This is a genomic window from Catellatospora aurea, assembly GCF_042663325.1.
GTDB lineage: Bacteria > Actinomycetota > Actinomycetes > Mycobacteriales > Micromonosporaceae > Catellatospora > Catellatospora aurea.
The window spans coordinates 93,639-110,957 of record NZ_JBHTAC010000019.1 but is presented as its reverse complement, the minus strand read 5'-3'; the positions used below and the strand labels follow the sequence as shown (position 1 = coordinate 110,957).

Annotated in this window: 16 protein-coding genes; 10 read left to right on the top strand and 6 right to left on the bottom strand. The window is 72.7% G+C overall.

Going from position 1 to position 17,319, the window contains the following annotated elements:
* Positions 1-34 precede the first annotated feature (34 nt).
* The 3 genes from ACFQO7_RS20085 (at position 35) to ACFQO7_RS20075 (ending at position 2,923) form a co-directional block, all read left to right on the top strand.
* On the top strand, positions 35-703 hold the full coding sequence (locus tag ACFQO7_RS20085) for a hypothetical protein (protein ID WP_376807766.1): 669 nt from the start codon (positions 35-37) through the stop codon (positions 701-703).
* 37 nt (positions 704-740) lie between these two features.
* Positions 741-2,012, top strand: a complete 1,272-nt coding sequence (serS, locus tag ACFQO7_RS20080) for a serine--tRNA ligase (RefSeq protein WP_376807765.1) — start codon at positions 741-743, stop codon at positions 2,010-2,012.
* Between the two features lie 86 nt (positions 2,013-2,098).
* Positions 2,099-2,923, top strand: coding sequence for an HAD family hydrolase (locus ACFQO7_RS20075; protein WP_376807793.1), 825 nt, complete (start codon positions 2,099-2,101; stop codon positions 2,921-2,923).
* Between the two features lie 124 nt (positions 2,924-3,047).
* On the opposite strand, the gene ACFQO7_RS20070 is transcribed toward ACFQO7_RS20075, so the two are convergent.
* Positions 3,048-3,608 carry a bacterial proteasome activator family protein gene (locus ACFQO7_RS20070; RefSeq protein WP_376807764.1) on the bottom strand — a complete coding sequence of 187 codons (561 nt, stop codon included), beginning with the start codon at positions 3,606-3,608 and terminating at the stop codon, positions 3,048-3,050.
* A 164-nt stretch (positions 3,609-3,772) separates the two neighbouring features.
* Between ACFQO7_RS20070 and ACFQO7_RS20065 the strand changes: the two genes are divergently transcribed.
* From ACFQO7_RS20065 to ACFQO7_RS20055, 3 genes are read left to right on the top strand one after another with little or no spacing between them, the layout of a single operon-like run.
* Positions 3,773-4,969, top strand: coding sequence for an ABC transporter substrate-binding protein (locus tag ACFQO7_RS20065; protein WP_376807763.1), 1,197 nt, complete (start codon positions 3,773-3,775; stop codon positions 4,967-4,969).
* Positions 4,969-5,400 (top strand): Lrp/AsnC family transcriptional regulator, encoded by a 432-nt coding sequence (locus tag ACFQO7_RS20060; protein WP_376807762.1) that lies wholly within the window; start codon positions 4,969-4,971, stop codon positions 5,398-5,400. Before ACFQO7_RS20065 ends, ACFQO7_RS20060 begins: the two co-directional genes overlap by 1 nt.
* Before the next feature lie 56 nt (positions 5,401-5,456).
* Positions 5,457-7,274: a beta-propeller domain-containing protein gene (locus ACFQO7_RS20055; protein ID WP_376807761.1), complete on the top strand. Its 1,818-nt coding sequence runs from the start codon at positions 5,457-5,459 to the stop codon at positions 7,272-7,274.
* An 81-nt stretch (positions 7,275-7,355) separates the two neighbouring features.
* Here the strand turns inward: ACFQO7_RS20055 and ACFQO7_RS20050 are convergent, their stop codons facing one another.
* The 3 genes from ACFQO7_RS20050 to mobA all read right to left on the bottom strand — a co-directional run bounded on the left by ACFQO7_RS20050 (position 7,356) and on the right by mobA (position 9,389).
* Complete coding sequence (locus tag ACFQO7_RS20050) at positions 7,356-8,384, bottom strand: T3SS (YopN, CesT) and YbjN peptide-binding chaperone 1 (RefSeq protein WP_376807760.1); 1,029 nt, start codon at positions 8,382-8,384, stop codon at positions 7,356-7,358.
* A gap of 142 nt (positions 8,385-8,526) precedes the next feature.
* Positions 8,527-8,787, bottom strand: a complete 261-nt coding sequence (locus ACFQO7_RS20045) for a DUF6457 domain-containing protein (RefSeq protein WP_376807759.1) — start codon at positions 8,785-8,787, stop codon at positions 8,527-8,529.
* Positions 8,784-9,389 (bottom strand): molybdenum cofactor guanylyltransferase, encoded by a 606-nt coding sequence (gene mobA / locus ACFQO7_RS20040; protein WP_376807758.1) that lies wholly within the window; start codon positions 9,387-9,389, stop codon positions 8,784-8,786. The genes ACFQO7_RS20045 and mobA overlap by 4 nt, the downstream gene beginning before the upstream one ends.
* Positions 9,390-9,486: 97 nt before the next feature.
* On the opposite strand from mobA, the gene ACFQO7_RS20035 reads away from it, so the two are divergent.
* Together ACFQO7_RS20035 and ACFQO7_RS20030 are read left to right on the top strand one after the other, a co-directional pair.
* Entirely contained in the window at positions 9,487-10,578 is a 1,092-nt protein-coding gene (locus ACFQO7_RS20035; RefSeq protein ID WP_376807757.1) for a DUF4192 domain-containing protein, read from the top strand.
* Between the two features lie 138 nt (positions 10,579-10,716).
* Positions 10,717-11,610, top strand: a complete 894-nt coding sequence (locus ACFQO7_RS20030) for a fructosamine kinase family protein (protein ID WP_376807756.1) — start codon at positions 10,717-10,719, stop codon at positions 11,608-11,610.
* 251 nt (positions 11,611-11,861) lie between these two features.
* Here ACFQO7_RS20030 and ACFQO7_RS20025 read toward each other — a convergent pair whose 3' ends face one another.
* Positions 11,862-14,510 carry a polynucleotide kinase-phosphatase gene (locus ACFQO7_RS20025; protein ID WP_376807755.1) on the bottom strand — a complete coding sequence of 883 codons (2,649 nt, stop codon included), beginning with the start codon at positions 14,508-14,510 and terminating at the stop codon, positions 11,862-11,864.
* A gap of 64 nt (positions 14,511-14,574) precedes the next feature.
* Positions 14,575-15,981: a 3' terminal RNA ribose 2'-O-methyltransferase Hen1 gene (locus tag ACFQO7_RS20020; protein WP_376807754.1), complete on the bottom strand. Its 1,407-nt coding sequence runs from the start codon at positions 15,979-15,981 to the stop codon at positions 14,575-14,577.
* Between the two features lie 65 nt (positions 15,982-16,046).
* On the opposite strand from ACFQO7_RS20020, the gene moaA reads away from it, so the two are divergent.
* Complete coding sequence (gene moaA / locus ACFQO7_RS20015; RefSeq protein ID WP_376807753.1) at positions 16,047-17,051, top strand: GTP 3',8-cyclase MoaA; 1,005 nt, start codon at positions 16,047-16,049, stop codon at positions 17,049-17,051.
* A gap of 3 nt (positions 17,052-17,054) precedes the next feature.
* Positions 17,055-17,297 carry a MoaD/ThiS family protein gene (locus ACFQO7_RS20010; protein ID WP_376807752.1) on the top strand — a complete coding sequence of 81 codons (243 nt, stop codon included), beginning with the start codon at positions 17,055-17,057 and terminating at the stop codon, positions 17,295-17,297.
* Positions 17,298-17,319 lie beyond the last annotated feature (22 nt).

The following is a 17,319-nucleotide window of genomic DNA, read 5'->3' as shown; positions in this document are numbered from 1 at the left end:
CTGTTTTTTCAGCCGTGCATGGGATGATGCGCCCATGTCCGAAGACCTCGATGTGGTGGAGTTCGGCCCGGAGTCGGCCGCCCCGGAGCGCCGCCACCCCGGCTGGCGTGCGATCACGACGGACTCCCGGCCGACGACGGGGCTCGTCGTGCTGGGCGGCGCCGCGGCGATCGCGTCGCTGATCGCGGAGTGGCAGATCATCGACACCACCCGCTCCGGCGACGAGTACTTCGCCAGCATCCCGCAGGTGACCAGCTCGGTCTGGTCGACGACCGGCGGCACGCCGTACCTGTCCGGGCTGATGCTGCTGGCGGCGGCGACCGCGGTGGCGCTGTTCGGGCCGGTCGCGGCGCGCGCGACGGCGCGACTGGCCGCGCTCGGCACCTCGGCGGCACTGATCGTGGTGCTGGCGGCAGCGGCGAGCGTGCTCAGCACGACCAGCGAGCTGCCCCGCGTGTTCGGCGGGTTCATGAACACCGAACTGCTGTCCCGCTTCAGTTCCAGCCCCGGCCGCGGCATGTGGGCGGCGCTCGCGGCGGTGGCCCTGCTGGGGCTGGCCATGCTGTCGGCGCACCGGCGCGAGCCCGAGCCGTTCCGCGGCCGGCACGCGGCCGCCGACGACGGCGACGAGGCCGACGACTACGAGTCGGGCGACATCGATTTGACGGTCACCACCGCCGCGCCGTTCATACGGCAATACTGACGCGAAGCTCCGCGCGGCTGCCGGTACGCTTTTCGACGTGATTGATCTGCGTCTGCTCCGCGAGGACCCCGAAGCCGTACGAGCCAGCCAGCGCCTGCGCGGCGACTCCGTCGACGCCGTCGACGACCTGCTGCGCGCCGACGAGTCGCGGCGGTCCGCGGTGGCGTCCTTCGAGGCGCTGCGCGGTGAGCAGAAGCAGCTCGGCAAGCTGATGCCGAAGGCGACCGGCGACGAGAAGACCGCGCTGCTGGCCCGGACCAAGGACCTCGCCGCCGAGGTGAAGGCGGCCGAGGCCGCAGTCAACGAGGCCGAGCAGGCGCTGCGGGCCGCCCAGTTCGCGATCGCGAACGTGGTGCAGGACGGCGCGCCCGGCGGCGGCGAGGACGACTACGTCGTGCTGCGCCAGGTCGGCGAGCGTCCGGTGTTCGACAACCCGCGCGACCACCTCGCCATCGGTGAGCTGCTCGGCGCGATCGACACCGAGCGTGGTGCGAAGGTGTCGGGCGCCCGCTTCTACTACATGACCGGCGTGGGCGCGCTGCTGCAGCTCGGGCTGCTGCAGATGGGCCTGTGGCAGTCGGTGGAGGCCGGGTTCACCCCGATGATCCCGCCGGTGCTGGTCAAGCCGGAGTCGATGGAGGGCACCGGCTTCCTCGGCTCGCACGCCGCAGAGGTCTACCACCTGCCCGCCGACGACCTTTACCTGGTCGGCACGAGCGAGGTGCCGCTGGCGGCGTACCACAAGGACGAGATCCTGAGCCTGGGCGACGGGCCGCTGCGCTACGCCGGCTGGTCGAGCTGCTTCCGCCGGGAGGCCGGCTCGTACGGCAAGGACACCCGCGGCATCATCCGGGTGCACCAGTTCGACAAGGTCGAGATGTTCTCGTACTGCGACCCGGCCGACGCGGCCGAGGAGCACCTGCGCCTGCTGGCGTGGGAGGAGGAGATGCTCGGCAAGCTGGAGCTGGCCTACCGGGTGATCGACGTGGCCGCGGGCGACCTCGGCTCGTCGGCGGCGCGCAAGTTCGACTGCGAGGCGTGGCTGCCCACCCAGAACCGGTACATGGAGGTCACCTCGACCTCGAACTGCACCACGTTCCAGGCCCGGCGGCTCAACACCCGTTTCCGCGACGCCGACGGCAAGACCCAGACCGCGGCGACGCTCAACGGCACCCTGGCCACCACGCGCATGCTCGTGGCGCTCCTGGAGCAGCACCAGCAGCCGGACGGCTCGGTGCGGGTGCCCAAGGCGCTGCAGCCGTTCGTGGGCGGCCGTGACGTGCTGGAGCCCGCCAAGGCAGGGTCCTGAGCGGCGTGCCCGACCACGGGGGGACGGGGCACGTCGAGGTGCCGGAACGTGACGCGGTCGGCCGGTCCGAGCTGCGCAGCTACGAGCTGCGTCCGCGCGGGCTGCCCAAGCTCGTCGCCACCGACCTGGACGGCACCGTCGTCCGGTCGGACGAGACCGTCAGCGGCTTCACCCACGCGGTCTTCGACCGGGTGCGCGCGGCCGGGGTGCCCATCGTGGGCGCCACCGGCCGCGGCCCCCGGCTGGAGGAGCTGAGCCGGATCGACCTGCCGCACGCCGACCTGCTGGTGCTGGGCGGCGGCGGGCGGGTGCTGGATCTGCGCGACCCGTCCGCGCCGCGGGTGCTGCGCGACGCGCGGCTGCCCGGCCCGGTCGTGGCCGGCCTGGTCGAGGCCCTGGAGAACCGCCTCGGACGGGTGAAGCTGCTGGTCGAGGTCCTGGACTCGCAGCGGGCCCCGCTGTGGGGCGACGACGTCGACGACTGGCCGTATCCGGATGACCTGAAGTTCCGGCCGCGCGAGGAATCGCTCTGCTACGACGTGATCAAGGCGTTCGTGAAGACCGACGACACGGACTCCGACACGCTGCTGCGTACGGCACGAGGGCTGGTCGCGCCCGAGGTGGCCGCGTTCACGCACTCCGGGCTGGGCTGGGTGGAGGTCACCCCGCCCGGCGTCGACAAGGCGACCGGGCTGGCGGTGGTCGCCGCGGAGCTGGGCATCGACCCGGCCGACGTGCTGGTCTTCGGGGACATGCCCAACGACATCCCGATGTTCGAGTGGGCCGGGCACCGGGTGGCCGTGGCCAACGCGCACCCCGAGATCCTCGCCCTGGCCGACGAGGTCACCCTCTCCAACGACCGCGACGGCGTAGCCGTCTACCTCGACGAACTCCTCAAACGCGAACCCTGACCCACCCCCGCCCCACCCCCGGCGCAACTCTTAAAGAGTCGCGCCTATCGCACGTCCTCGACGGCGCAAGTCTTCAAGAGTTGCGGCACGGGTGGGGCGGGGGAGGGCGGGGAGGGCGGTGCGGTCAGAGGTACTGGCCAGGTGAGGTGGACTTGCCGGGTTCGATGTGGGTGCCGGGGGGCAGGGCGGGCACGTTGCGCATCTGCTCCAGCTGCATGCGGGCGGCCATCTGCTGGGCGACCAGCGCCGCCTGGATGCCGTGGAACAGGCCCTCCAGCCAGCCGACCAGCTGCGCCTGAGCGATGCGCAGCTCGGACTCCGACGGGGTGGCGCCCTCGGTGAAGTCGACGGAGATCCGCTCCAGCTCGTCGCGCAGCTCGGGGGAGAGCCCGTCTTCCAGCTCGACTATCGAGCGGCGGTGGATCTCCACCAGGCGCTGGCGGCCGGCCTCGTCGAGGGGCGCCGCCCGCACCTCCTCCAGCAGCTGTTTGATCATGCTGCCGATGCGCATGACCTTGGCCGGTTGCTCGATGAGGTGGCTCGGGTCCTCCTCCCGCCCGGTGGCGCCGTCAGGGTTGACCTCGACCGTGCCGATGGGCCGGCCGTCCGGACCGACGACAACGACACTCTTCTCTTCGGGATGCTGCTGGCTCACCACGACCTCCTCAGCGTCGAACCCACCCATCCTAGATCCCGAGACGCAGGCCGATGTTGATCATTGACGGGAATGCCAGGACACGGTAGAACGCCACAGTGGGTCATAAGACCGCGCGCCCACAGGTTTGGCGACACCCCCACGGCCGTGCCCTTCGGTACGCGCGTCCGGCCGAAGTCACTCTGGAGGACACATTGGACGGCCTTGACCGTCGCAGGCTGCTCGGACTGCTGACCGGCGTCGGCGTTGCGGGCATGACCGGCGGCCTCGCGGGCTGCTCGACCGCCGGCACGCCCAGCGAGCGCAGCGGTGTCAGCATCGGTCTGCTCGTCCCCGCCACCGGAGCGAACAAAGAGGTCGGCGCCGACCTCGAACTGGGCTTCAAGCTCTACGTCGACCTGCACGACGGCAAGCTCGGCGGCCGCCCGGTGCGCATCGAGGTGGAGGACGAGGGCGAGACCACCAAGTCCGGCGCCGCCGCTCTGGAGAACCTCTACAAGGCCCAGGTGCTGGCCGTCGTCGGCGTGGCCAACCCCGATCTGCTGCCGTTCGTGCGCGACCGGGTCGAGGAGGCGAAGGTGCCGCTGCTGGCCGCGCACGCCTCCCCGGCCGAGATGCCCAGCGCGCCGTACATCTGGCGCACCTCGTTCCTGTCCGACGAGCCGGCCCTCGCCATCGCGCACTACCTGCGCCGGCGTTACGGCAACGGCAGCGGCAAGGTCAGCCTCATCACCACCCCCGGCACGGCGGGCACCGAGCTGATGCTCGGCTTCACCGGCGTCTACGGCGGCGGTGCGCAGGAACCCATCGTCGTGAAGTCCGGCATCAAGCCGACCACCGCGGAGTACGCGTCGTACGCCGGCCAGATCGCCACCAAGAGCCCGCGGGCGATCTTCTGCAATCTGCCGAGCGCGCACATCGTCAAGTTCATGGCGGCGCTGTCGGACGCGGGGCTCAAGCCGGGCCGCGACGTCGAGATCTACGCCCCGGGCGCGGTCGCCGAGGGCAGCGCGCTCGACGACCTCGGTGACGGCGCGCGCGGGCTGTTCACCGCGATGCACTACTCGGCCGACCTCAACAACCTGGCCAACCACACGTTCTCGTCGTTGTTCCAGTCCAAGTTCCAGCGCTCCCCAACGGCGTTCGCGGTCGCCGCGTACGACGCCGCCGCGGTGCTCGACCAGGCGCTGACGCTGGGCGGTGACGCCACGCCCAGCGCGCAGAAGGTCAACACGCTGCTGTCGAACGTCGGCCAGGTGATCAGCCCGCGCGGCAACTGGCAGTTCAACCAGCAGCGTTCGCCGCAGCAGAAGTGGTACCTGCGCAAGGTCGAGAAGGACGGCCCCATCCTGTCGAACGTGCTGATCAGCGACCTCGCTACCCTCGGGTAGTGCAGTTGGACAACGTTGACCAGCGAATCATCGCCGCGCTCCTGAGCGACGCGCGCACCACGTACGCCGAGATCGGCATGGTGGTGTCGCTGTCAGCGCCGGCCGTCAAGCGACGGGTGGACCGGCTGCGCTCCGGTGGGGTGATCAAGGGTTTCACCGCCGTGGTGGATCCCGCGGCGGTGGGTGGCGGCACGGAGGCCTTCGTCGAACTGTTCTGCACCGGGCGCACCACGCCCGCGCAGATCACGCAGGCCACCCGCCGCCACCCCGAGGTGGTCGGGGCGTACACCGTCTCCGGTGAGGCCGACGCGCTGGTGCACCTGCGCGCGGCCGACATCGCCCACCTGGAGCAGGCGCTGGAGCGGCTGCGCGCGGAGCCCTTCATCACCAGCACCCGGAGCATGATCGTGCTGTCCCGCCTGGTCGACTGACGACGGCTTCGACGCCGGAGGGAGCCGGGAGCGCCGTCCGCGCGTCGAAGACGGGCATGAGACGAAGCGTGCTCTGCCTGCTCACCGCGTTGTCCCTGGCCGGGTGCACGGCGGGCGGTGGCGTGACCGCGGACCCGCCGCCCGCGCCGGGGCCGGCGCCGGAGTTCCGCCTGGTGTCGTACGACTCCTGCGAAGCGCTGCTGACGTCGGTGCGCGAAGCGGCCAAACGCGCCGTGACGCCCTGGGGCCTGCCCGGCAGCCGGTGGGGAGGAGTGCCGCTCGCCTCGGCGGCCGAGGGCGCGCGGGCGACCGGGGGCGCGGCCGACACGGCCAAGTCCTACTCCGGCACCAACACCCACGAGGCGGGCGTCGACGAGCCGGACATCGTCAAGACCGACGGGCGGCGCATCGTCACCGTGCTAGGCGAGACCCTGCGGGTCATCGACGCGGCGACCCGGCGGCCGGCCGGATCACTGCACCTCGGCAGCGGCATGCACCAGCTCTTCCTGCAGGGCGACCGGGCGCTGGTGCTCACCGGCCAGTACGGGATGACCATGTTCGGCGGCATCGCCGACAGCAACCTGCGCGGGTACGGCGGACCGTCCTCGACCCGGCTCCGGCTGGTCGACCTGTCCGGCGAACCCCGGGTGACCGGCCAGTACGAGATCGGCGCCGAGCTGACCGACGCCCGGCTGGCCGACGGCACCGCCCGTGTCGTGGTCACCTCCTCCCCGATGATCGACTTCACCTGGCTGGAGAAGGGCACCGACGCGGACCGCATCGCCGCGAACCGGAAGGTCATCGACGCCGCGCCGCTGGACCGGTGGCTGCCCGCGTACACCGCCGACGGCGCCGGCGGGCGGATCGACTGCGGCCAGGTCAGCACACCCGCCGAGTTCAGCGGGACCTCGCTGGTGACGGTGCTCAGCTTCGACCTGAACCGGGCCACGCTGGGCGACGGCCTGCCGGCCGCGGTGCTCGCCGACGCCCGCACGGTGTACGGCACCGGCCCCCACCTGTACCTCGCCCACGACGACGGATGGCGGGGCGAGAAGGCGAAGAACCGTACGGAGCTGTACCTGTTCGACGTCTCGGGGCCGCGCCCGTCCTTCGCCGCCTCCGGCAGCGTGCCCGGCTGGCTGCTCAACCAGTACTCACTCAGCGAGCACGACGGCGTGCTGCGGGTGGCCACCACCACCGGCCAGCCGTGGAACCGCGAGCAGCGCAGCGAGTCCACGGTGTACACGCTGCGCCGCGACGGCGGGCAGCTGCGGTCGCTCGGCAAGCTGGGCGGGCTGGGCAAGGGGGAGCGGATCTACGCGGTGCGCTTCCTCGGCCCGACCGCTTACGTGGTCACCTTCCGGCAGACCGACCCGCTCTACGCCATCGACCTGCGCGACCCCGCCCGGCCGGTGCTCACCGGCGAGCTGAAGATCCCCGGGTACAGCAGCTATCTGCACCCGGTCGCGGACGGGCGGCTGGTCGGCGTGGGTCAGGACGCCTCCGACCAGGGCCGGGTGAGCGGGCTTCAGGTGTCGCTGTTCGACGTCGGCGGCACCGATCCGAAGCGGCTCGACCAGGAGAAGATCCCGAGCGGCTGGAGCGAGGCCGAGCACGACCCGCACGCGTTCCTGTACTGGCCGGCGACCGGCCTGCTGGTGATCCCGTACACCGCGTACGACCGGGGGCAGCAGGCCGGGGCACTGCTGTTCCGGGTCGACGCGGGCGCGCTGCAGAAGATCGGCGAGGTGAACCCGGGCGGCTACCCGCGGCGCAGCCTGGTCGTCGGCGACACGCTGTGGACGGTCACCGACACCGTGGCCGTCGCGACCTCACTGACCGGTGGCCCTCAGCTCAGCCGGATCGGCCTCTGACCTGGGCCCCGGATACTCCTGGCGGTCCGGTGCGAGCGGGGTTCGCGTCGGACCGCCAGGTCCGTCAGAGGTGCGGGTCCGTCAGAGGTACTGGCCGATGCGGGCCTCGGGCACGTTGCCCGCGGGCTTGTCGCCCTCGCCGAAGAAGCGCTTGCCGCCGAACTCGCCGTGCAGGCGGTCGTCCAGCTCGTCGGCGAGCCCGGTCATCACCTGGATCGCCAGGGCCAGATGGCTGGCCTGGAAGTCGCGGCCGAACACCGGGATCGAGGCCCAGACCGTGCCGGCGGTGCAGTAGAGGCGGCCGATCGGCATGCGGTTGGTCAGGTCGGACAGCTTCACGAACAGCTTCTCGCTCGGCTCGATGTCGGTCAGCACCGGCGAGAACACGTCGATCAGCGGCGGGTTCTCCCGGACGCGCACGAACACCATGGCCGAACCGGCCCGGATGCCGATGTCACCGTCGCCGTCCACCTGCAGCTCGTCCGGGTCGGACTTGAGCATCGCGGAGACCACGATGCGCACCCGGTCGGCCAGGTCCAGCCCGCTGGCGTCGAGCGAGTCGATCGAGGGCAGGAAGGCGTCCACCGTCGACTCGTGCCGCGCGGTGCCCAGCGGCTCGATGGAGACCGGCTCCTCCTCGCCGTCGTGCGCCTCGTACACCAGGAACGCGGGGTGCGGTGCGCCGTACACGTCGCGCAGCGTGCGGGTGATGACGTTGGCCAGCCCATCGGCCGCGCCGGCCATCCCGAAGTTGTCCCCCGAACCGGCCAGCACCCCGGGCGGCGACCAGCCCAGCGCGACCATCGCCGCGATCGCGGGCCGCTCCAGCCGGAAGCCCTCGGGCAGGTTCGCGTTGCTGACCGCACGCGCCTGCAGGGAGCCGCCCTCCAGGCAGGCCACGTTCACGCCGTACACGGCGGAACCGGTGCCGGACGCGGTCGGGTCCAGTGCGAGCTCCAGCTCGCTGCCGACCGGCAGCGTCGGCAGTGCTCCGGCCAGGGCGCGGGCGAACTCCCGCCACGCCTCGGCGACCTTCGCATGCAAGTCCGCGGTGGTGGGTTCGTCGAGCAGCCCGGCCTCCGCCAGGCCGGTGATCGACAGTTCCGACATCGGTGCGCCTCCTCGTCGAACCTGGATTGTCCCGGCACGCCGGCGGACAAACCTGGGTTCTCTGTCACCGAGACACTACCGACCGGAGGGAGATTCGCGTAGTCGGCCTTGCGACGCACCGCGCCCTGCTGCGGCAGGCCGCTCAGTCCTGGTCGGGTGCGCCGAGGCGGTGGGCCAGGCCGGTCAGGCGGGCTGCCAGCTCCCGCGGGTCGCCGCCGCGACCGACCGCCAGCCCCAGCAGGTACGCGCTGACCGGCGCGCCCGGCCGCACCGCGTGGTGCGCCACCTCCCGGGCCAGGTCCAGCACCATCGTCACGTCCACGTCCGCACGGGGCAGGCCCAGCTCGGCACAGGCCGCCTCGGTGAAGTCATGCAGGTCGACGCCCTTCGGCCGCTCGCTCACAGCGCCTCCTCGGTATGCACGTGGCGGGGCGTCCGCCTGTCGTTCGCGGCCCGCAGTTCGTCGGGGGTGTCGCAGTCATACCACGGCGGAAGCCCTTCCCCCGTCCACGGCAGCTCGACCACGTCAACGTCGGCGAGCAGGGCGCGCATCGGAGCTCCGTGCGGGTTCGCGGGCAGTTCGGCGCGCAGCGCGCCGAGCCGCCACGCGGCACACAGGTGCTGCCGTCGGCCGTCCTCGTCGGTGAACATCACCACATCGGCGTCCACGGCGAGCAGCGCCGACACCGCGTCCCGGGTCAGGAAGGGCAGGTCGGCGGCGGCTACGAGCACCCGGTCGACGTCCGCGGGCAGCACCGCGGCACCGGCCGCGATGGCCGCGACCGGGCCGCCGCCGGGCGGGTCCTCGCGGGTCAGCACGGCTCCGGAGGGCAGCTCGGCGGCCAGTTCGGGTGGCCCGACGACGACCAGCGCCCGCGCCCCGGCCAGCGCCCCGAGGACCCGTCGCAGCATGGGCACCCCGCCGACGGGCAGCAGCGGTTTCGCGACACCGCCCATCCGCCGGGCAGCACCCCCGGCCAGCACCAGCGCCGCGTACGAGATCATCCGCGCTCTCCCCCGCCCTGTGGACGAACCGGCGTGTCATCCACAGGCTAGCGATCATCGCTGTCTCCGTCGCGCCGCCGCGGGAAGGCTCCCGCACATGACGACCGACACCCCGACGTACACCTTCACCGAGCGTGCGGACCTGCTCGGGTACGTGCCCTACCTGCTCGGCTTCCATCCGGCCGACAGTGTCGTCGTGCTGGGACTGGCGGACCGGCGCATCGGCGTCGCCGCTCGCGCCGACCTCGGGCGGCCCCGCCCGGAGACGGTGCGGCGGCTCAGCCGGCTGCTGACCGCCGCGGGCCGGGGGAGCGCGGCGATCACGTCGGTGGTGCTCGTCGGCTACGGCCCCGATCCGACGGCCGCGGACGTGACCCGCAGCGTCGCGAACGCCCTCGACGCCCGGGGCTACCACGTGCGCGAGGTGCTGTTACACGCCGGCGAGCGCTACCACTGCCTGCAGTGCGACGAGTGCACCCCGCCCGGGGGCGCGCCGTTCGACCCGAGCACGACCGCCGCCGCGGCGATCGCGACGTACGAGGGTCTGGTCGCCCAGCCCGACCGGGCCGCGGTGGAACGGCTGGTCCGGCCCATCGGTGGACTGGCCGCGATCGCCATGGCGCAGGCCGTCGACCGCGCCGAGCAGCGACTCGCCGCCCTGCTCGGCGACGACGAGGCCGGAACCGGTCCCGGGAGTGGCGGCCACGGCGGCGACGATGCTCGATCAGCAGCTCGGCGGCCGAGCGCGAGCGACAGCGAATCCGGGAGCGGCGGAGCGGGCGAGGGCGAAGCCGATGGACGGCTGGTGCGGGCCGGGGTGTTCGCGGTCGACGAGGCCCTGCGCACCGCCGAGGCCGGAGGCAGGCTCGACGACGACGAGGCCGCCTGGCTCACGGTGCTCCTGCTGGACCTGCGCTGCCGCGACCACGCCTGGCAGCGGACCGACGCCGAGCCCTGGCAGCTGGACCTGTGGCTGGACCTGACCCGGCGCGGCGAGCCCGAGCTGCTGGCCCCGGTCGCCAGCCTGCTCGCCTGGTGCGCCTGGCGGTCCGGCAACGGCGTGCTGGCCGGTGCCGCGGTGCGGCGGGCTCTGCTGGCCGACCCGGCGTACACCCTGGCGCACCTGCTCAGCGAGGCGCTCGACCAGGCGGTGCCACCCGGCAGCATCGGCCCCTGGCCCGTGCCGTAGACCCTTGTCCGGACGCCAGAGCTGTAGCGCCGACCCCGCGTAGGCGCGGAATCCGGGAAATCGCGCTTGTTCCGGCGATCGGGACACGCCTGGGCACGCCCGGGAGGCCCCGGCCGGGCGACGGCTCAGAATGGGACCGTGGACCTGGCCTACCTGCGCGCGCATCCGCACCTGCTGCCGACGTTCCTGCACCACCAGCGGATCCGGGAGACGCCCGTCGACGGCGGCTCGATCTGCCACACCAGCAGGCTGACCTTCGACGACGGCGAGTCCATCTTCACCAAGTCGTGGCCCGAGGCGGCCGGACGGGCGCCGGAGGGCTTCTTCGCCGCCGAGGCGAACGGCCTGCGCTGGCTGGCCGAGACCGGCACGGTCGCGGTGCCCGAGGTGCTGGTCGACACCCCCGACCTGCTCGGCATGGCGTGGATCGAGCACGGGCAGCCGTCTGCCGCGGCCGCCGAGGAGTTCGGCCGGGCGCTGGCCGGGCTGCACCGGTCCGGGGCGGCCGCGTTCGGCGCGCCATGGCCGGGGTTCCACGGCTCCGCGCCGATGGACAACACGGCGCATCCCGGCCCGTGGCACGAGTGGTACGGCGAGCGCCGGCTGGGCGCGTACCTGCGGTTGTCGGTGGACCGGGGGGCGCTGGAGCCCGCCGACACGGCCCGGGTCGAACGGGTGCTGGCCGGTCTGGACCGGGTCGGCGGTGACGAACCGCCGGCCCGGATCCACGGCGACCTGTGGACCGGCAACCTGCTCTGGGCCGCTGACGGCCGATGCCGAGTGGTCGACCCGGCGGCGCACGGCGGCCACCGCGAGACCGATCTGGCCTACCTGCGGCTGTGGGGCGGCGCATCGTTCCTGGACCGGATCCTCGCCGCATACACCGAAGCGTGGCCGCCCGCCGACGGCTGGACCGAGCGCGTCCCGCTGCACCAGCTCTCGATGTACCTGCTGCACACCGCCCTGTTCGGCGCGGCCTTCGCCCCCGGCGTCCGGGAAACCACAGCAGCCTGCCTCCCCCTGACCGCCTGACCACGCGCCACCGCCACCAGCGGGCGGCAGACGGCGCGCACCAGTCCGGCCGCACTTTCCAGGAAACTGCGCTTATCTCGAAGCCCGAAAGCGCGCTTTCCCCGAAACTGCGCCTCAGCCGCCGTTCCCTCCCCCTCCGCCTCACCCGCACCCCCGCCCCGCCCTGGCCAGCCGGCCAAGGGCGTTAAGAAGGGCACCTTCCTCTACGTATGGCGATGGGAAGGTGCCCTTCCTTCGGGCTGACGGGGGGGTTACAGGCGGGGGTCGGTGGGTTCGGATTCGCTGGCGAGGATGGCGAAGACGAGTTCGTGGACGCGCCAGAGCGGGCCGTCGCGGCCGACCGTGTCCAGGGCGGCCAGGCCGAGGCCGTGCTCACGCAGGGCGAGCGCGCGCTTGCGGCCGAGCTTGCGCTCGCGGAGCCTGGCCAGCTGCGCGGGCTCGGTGTACGACGGTCCGTAGATGATGCGCAGGTACTCCCGGCCCCGGCACTTCACGCCGGGCTGGACGAGGCCCTTGGCTCCGCGCACGGACAGGCCCGCGTACGGCTTGACCACCATGCCCTCGCCGCCGGAGCCGGTCAGCTCCAGCCACCAGTCGGTTGCCCGTGCCACGGCGTCCGCGAAGGCCGCCTCAGCGTCGGCCGACGCGCCGGTCGGGTCGGTGGCCTCCGTCGAGTCGGCGGCGGCTGCCCGGTCGGTCCGCGCCGGCCGGGCCGGCAGGTCGAGGACCAGGCGGCGGGTCGGGGTGAACGTCGCCGGGTCGGCTTCGACCAGCCGGTCCGCGACGGACAGGTGCCAGCCGTGGTCGGCGTCGAGGTATGCCTTGCCCTCGGCCGCCAGCATCGCAAACGGGGCCAGCGTGATGCCGGTGATCCCGTCCGTCGGCGCGACGTACCGGCGGTAGGCGTCGGTGAAGGCGTTCACGTCGCGCAGCGATCCGGCGAGCCGCTCCCGCTGCGCGCCCGTGTCGAGGCCACGGGCCGCGGCGGCGGACAGCACGTCCAGCGCCGCGGGCAACGCCGCGCGACCGGCGGCGCCGACGGCGGCGTACTGGTGAATCAGGGTCTGCGCCTTGGCGGACCAGGGCAGCAGCTCGCAGTCGAGCAGCAGCCAGTCGGTGTCCAGCTCGGCCCACAGCCCCGCCGTGGTCGCCGCGTCGCGCACCTTGGCGAGCAGCTGCTCAGTGCGCTCCGGGTCGAAGAACGGCCGCCCGGTACGCGTGTAGATCACGCCGGTGCTGCCGTCGTCGACGAAACGCTTGGCCGCGACCGACGCGTCCTTGCAGACGAGCACGACCGCGCGGGAGCCCATGTGCTTCTCCTCGCAGATCACCCGGTGCACGCCCGCGTTCCGCAGGTCGGCCAGCGCCTCGGCGGGGTGCTCCAGATAACCGTCCACGGCCGACGTCGACGACGGGGCCATGGTCGGCGGCAGCCACAGCAGCCAGCGCGGGTCGACCGCGAACCGGCTCATCACCTCGAGCGCCGCCGCGCTGTGCTCGGCGGGCACGGTGACGGTGCCGTGCAGGGTCTGCACGTGGCGGCGGCCGGTGACCTCGGACAGCCGCAGCGCGCCCGCGGCCCGGTCGGGCGGCGCGGCGGGGTGCAGCGGCCGGGCGGGCGCGTAGTACTCCTGTGCCGCGTCGACCTCGACCAGCTCCCGCTCGGGGTAGCGCAGCGCGGTGAGCTTGCCGCCGAACACGCAGCCGGTGTCCAGGCAGATGGTGTTGTTGACCCACTCGGGCACGACGGTGGGCGTGTGCCCGTAGACGACCATGGCGCGGCCGCGGTACTCCTGCGCCCACGGGTATCGCACGGGCAGGCCGAACTCGTCGGTCTCACCGGTGGTGTCGCCGTACATGGCGAAGGAGCGCACCCGGCCGGAGGCGCGACCGTGGTAGGCCTCCTTGAGGCCCGCGTGCGCGACCACGAGCCGCCCGCCGTCGAGCACGTAGTGGCTGATCAGGCCGTCCAGGAAACCGGGCAGTCCGTCGACCGGGTCGGTCTCCAGCTGCGCGACGGTCTCGGCGAGGCCGTGGGTGAGCTGCACCTTGCGCCCGCGCAGGTGGCGCAGCAGCTTGTTCTCGTGGTTGCCGGACACGCACAGCGCCCGGCCGCCAGCGATCATGTTCATGACCAGGCGCAGCACGCCGGGGGAGTCCGGGCCGCGGTCCACCAGGTCGCCGACGAACACCGCGGTTCGCCCCGCAGGGTGGCTCGCGTCCACGGCCCGGCCGGAATCGTCGCGGGTCAGCTCCCAGCCGAGCGCCGTGAGCAACTGCTCCAGCTCGGCCCGGCAGCCGTGCACGTCGCCGACCAGGTCGAAGGGCCCGGTCAGCTCGGTGCGGTCGTTGAACAGCTTCTCGTAGCGCAGCTCGACGGCGGCCGGGTCGCTGACGACGTACACCTTGCGGAAGCCCTCGCGGGCCAGCTTGTTCAGCGAGTGCCGCAGGTCGCGGTGCTGGCGGCGCAGCACCTCCCGCCCGAACGTGCGGTCCGGCCGGGCCTGCGTGCGCTCCCAGCAGACCGCCTCGGGAGTGTCGATGACCACGGCGACGGGCAGCACGTCGTGCGCCTTGGCCACCTCGACCAGGGCAGCGCGGGCATGCGACTGCACGTTGGTCGCGTCGACGACGGTGAGCCGGCCCGCCCGCAGGCGCTTGCCCGCGACCAGGTGCAGCACCTCGAAGGCGTCCTTCGTGGCGGCCTGGTCGTTCTCGTCGTCGGCCAGCAGGCCCCGGAACGCGTCGCTGGACAGCACCTGGGTCGGCAGGAAGTGCTCCCGGGCGAAGGTCGACTTGCCGGAACCGGAGATCCCGACGAGCACGACCAGGGACAGCTCGGGCAGCGCGACCACGGTGCCGCGGCGTTCCGGCGTGGTGCTCTCGTCGTGCGCGGTCATGCCGTCTCCTCGCTTCGCTCGTCACCCGCAGGACCAAATCCCATGATTCGCTCGCTTCGCTCACTCATGCGGGCACCTCCTCGGTGGCGGCGGTCGTCTTGGTGAACAGGGCGAGCTGGGTCGGGGCGCCGACCTCCGGGTCCTCGTCGCCGACGGGCCGGAGCGTGTACGTGTAGCCGTAGTCGGCGGCGACCTGGTCGCACCAGGCCGCGAACTCGGCCCGGGTCCACTCGAAGCGGTGGTCGTCGTGCCGGTGGCCGCCGGAGGGCAGGGTCTCGTAGCGCACGTTGTACTCGACGTTCGGCGTGGTCACCACGACCGCGCCGGGCTTGGCGTCGCCGAACACGGCGGCACACAGCGCGGGCAGCCGGGGCAGGTCGAGGTGCTCGATGACCTCCATCAGCACGGCGGCGTCGTACCCGCGCAGCCGTTCGTCGACGTAGGTCAGCGCGGACTGGACCAGCTTGATCCGGGCGCGCTGCCGGTCGGGCAGCCGCTTGAGGCGCAGCCGCCGCTCGGCGATCTCCAGCACCTTCGGCGACACGTCCGCGCCGACGATCTCGGTGTAGCGCTTCTCCCGGATCAGGTCGCCCAGCAGGGCGCCACCGCCGCAGCCCAGGTCGAGCACTCGGGTCGCCCCGGTCTCGGCCAGCGCGGCGAGCACCGCGGCGCGCCGCCGTACGTTCAAGGGCTTGGTCTTCTCGACCACCGGTCCTTCGGCGACGGAGTCGTCGGCGGGGGCTTCCTCCAGCGGCGCGAGCGCCGCGTCGGCCTTGGCCGCCAGCGCCCGGCTGTGCGCCAGGTAGCGCCGGATGATCAGCGCGCGCTCAGGGTGCCCGGCGAGCCAGCCCTCCCCGGCCCGCAGCAGCTTCTCGATCTCGTCGGGCGCGACCCAGTAGTGCTTGGCGTCGTCGAGCACGGGCAGCAGCACGTAGAGGTGGTTGAGCGCGTCGGCCAGGCGCAGCTCGCCGTCGAGGGTCAGGTCGACGTACCGGCTGTCGCCCCATTCGGGGAACGCCGGGTCCAGTGGCAGCACCTCGCCGCACACGGTCCAGCCCAGCGGGGCGAACAGGCGCTCGGCCAGCTTCAGGCCGCCCTTGGCGCGCAGCGACGGCACCCGGATCGACAGCGGGATCGCGGTCGCGGCGAGCTCGGGCCGGTCCTTGGACATGCCGCGCGCGGCGGTCCGGAAGACCCGGTTCAGCGCGGCGGCCAGCAGGCTCGATGCGGCGTACGGGCGGTCGTTGACGTACTGGTTGAGTTGCTGCCCGTCGGCGCGGGTGTCGGCGAGCCGCTGCGGGTCGATCTCCAGCAGCAGCGCGGCGGTGCACCGCTGCTCGCTCGCCTCCGGGTAGAGCACGGTGGCCGTGCCGTGGCTCAGCTCGAAGCTGTGCACGCGGTCGGGGTGCTTGACGAGGAGGAAGCCGAGGTCGGTGGCGGGTGTGTGGGTCGTCGAGAGGGTCAGCAACACGGCGGCGATCCTGCCAGGTGACCAGGGGGACGCGCATTCCGATTGTGACGCGATAGGTTCGTCAGGTGACCTCTGCCAGCACAGGCTTGATCGACCGGTACGGACGACGTGCCGTGGATCTGCGGGTCTCACTGACGGATCGCTGCAATCTGCGCTGTTCGTACTGTATGCCCCCGGAAGGGCTGCCCTGGCTGCCCAAGCAGGAGATCCTCACCGATGACGAGGTGCTGCGGCTGATCACCGTCGCGGTGACCCGGCTCGGCGTCGAGGAGGTGCGCTTCACCGGCGGCGAGCCGCTGCTGCGGCCCGGCATCGTCGGCATCGTGGCGGGCAGCGCCGCGCTCACCCCGCGCCCGAAGCTGTCGGTCACCACGAACGGCATCGGGCTGGCCCGGCTGGCCGTGCCGCTGCGTGACGCCGGGCTGGACCGGGTCAACGTCTCCCTGGACACCATCGACCCCGAGCGCTTCGCCGCGATCGCGCTGCGCCGCCGCTTCGACGACGTGATCGACGGGCTGTCGGCCGCCGCCGCCGCCGGGCTGACCCCGGTCAAACTCAACGCGGTGCTGCTGCGCGGCATCAACGACGACGAGGCCCCGGCGCTGCTGCGCTTCGCCCTCGCGCACGGGTACGAGCTGCGTTTCATCGAGCAGATGCCGCTCGACGCCCAGCACGGCTGGAGCCGCGAACAGATGATCACCGCGGCGGAGATCCTGGCGGCGCTGGAGGCCGAGTTCGAGCTCAGCCCCGACCCGGCCGAGCGGGCCGGGGCCCCGGCCGAAACCTGGCTGGTCGACGGCGGCCCGGCGAAGGTCGGCGTGATCGGCTCGGTGACCCGGCCCTTCTGCGGCGACTGCGACCGGACCCGCCTCACCGCCGACGGCCAGGTGCGCAACTGCCTGTTCGCGACCGGGGAGACCGATCTGCGCGGGCTGCTGCGCGGCGGGGCGGATGATGAGGAGATCGCTGCGCGCTGGCGTACGGCCATGTGGGGCAAACTGCCCGGCCACGGCATCGACGACCCGTCGTTCCTCCAGCCCGTGCGCCCCATGTCCGCCATCGGAGGATGACGAGTGCTGACGATCCGCTACTTCGCCGGAGCCCGCGCCGCCGCCGGGGTCACCGAGGAGCAACTACCCGCCGGGCAGGACCTGACCCAGCTGATCAAGGAGCTGGGCGCGGCCCACGGGGACGCCCTGAGCCGGGTGCTGCTTTCAGCCAGCTTTCTGGTTGACGGGCTAGCGTGGCACGACCGCCGCGCGCCCCTGCCGTCCGGCGCGACCGTGGACGTGCTCCCGCCCTTCGCCGGCGGGTGAGAGGAAAACCCCCGTGGTGCTG

Excerpts from the sequence above, each read along its gene's own strand:
- ACFQO7_RS20085 (WP_376807766.1), top strand. The coding sequence starts at position 35 with ATGTCCGAAGACCTCGATGTGGTGGAGTTCGGCCCGGAGTCGGCCGCC.
- ACFQO7_RS20070 (WP_376807764.1), bottom strand. The coding sequence starts at position 3,608 with ATGGGTGGGTTCGACGCTGAGGAGGTCGTGGTGAGCCAGCAGCATCCC.
- ACFQO7_RS20050 (WP_376807760.1), bottom strand. The coding sequence starts at position 8,384 with ATGTCGGAACTGTCGATCACCGGCCTGGCGGAGGCCGGGCTGCTCGAC.
- ACFQO7_RS20025 (WP_376807755.1), bottom strand. The coding sequence starts at position 14,510 with ATGACCGCGCACGACGAGAGCACCACGCCGGAACGCCGCGGCACCGTG.
- ACFQO7_RS20055 (WP_376807761.1), top strand. The coding sequence starts at position 5,457 with ATGAGACGAAGCGTGCTCTGCCTGCTCACCGCGTTGTCCCTGGCCGGG.
- ACFQO7_RS20035 (WP_376807757.1), top strand. The coding sequence starts at position 9,487 with ATGACGACCGACACCCCGACGTACACCTTCACCGAGCGTGCGGACCTG.
- mobA (WP_376807758.1), bottom strand. The coding sequence starts at position 9,389 with ATGATCTCGTACGCGGCGCTGGTGCTGGCCGGGGGTGCTGCCCGGCGG.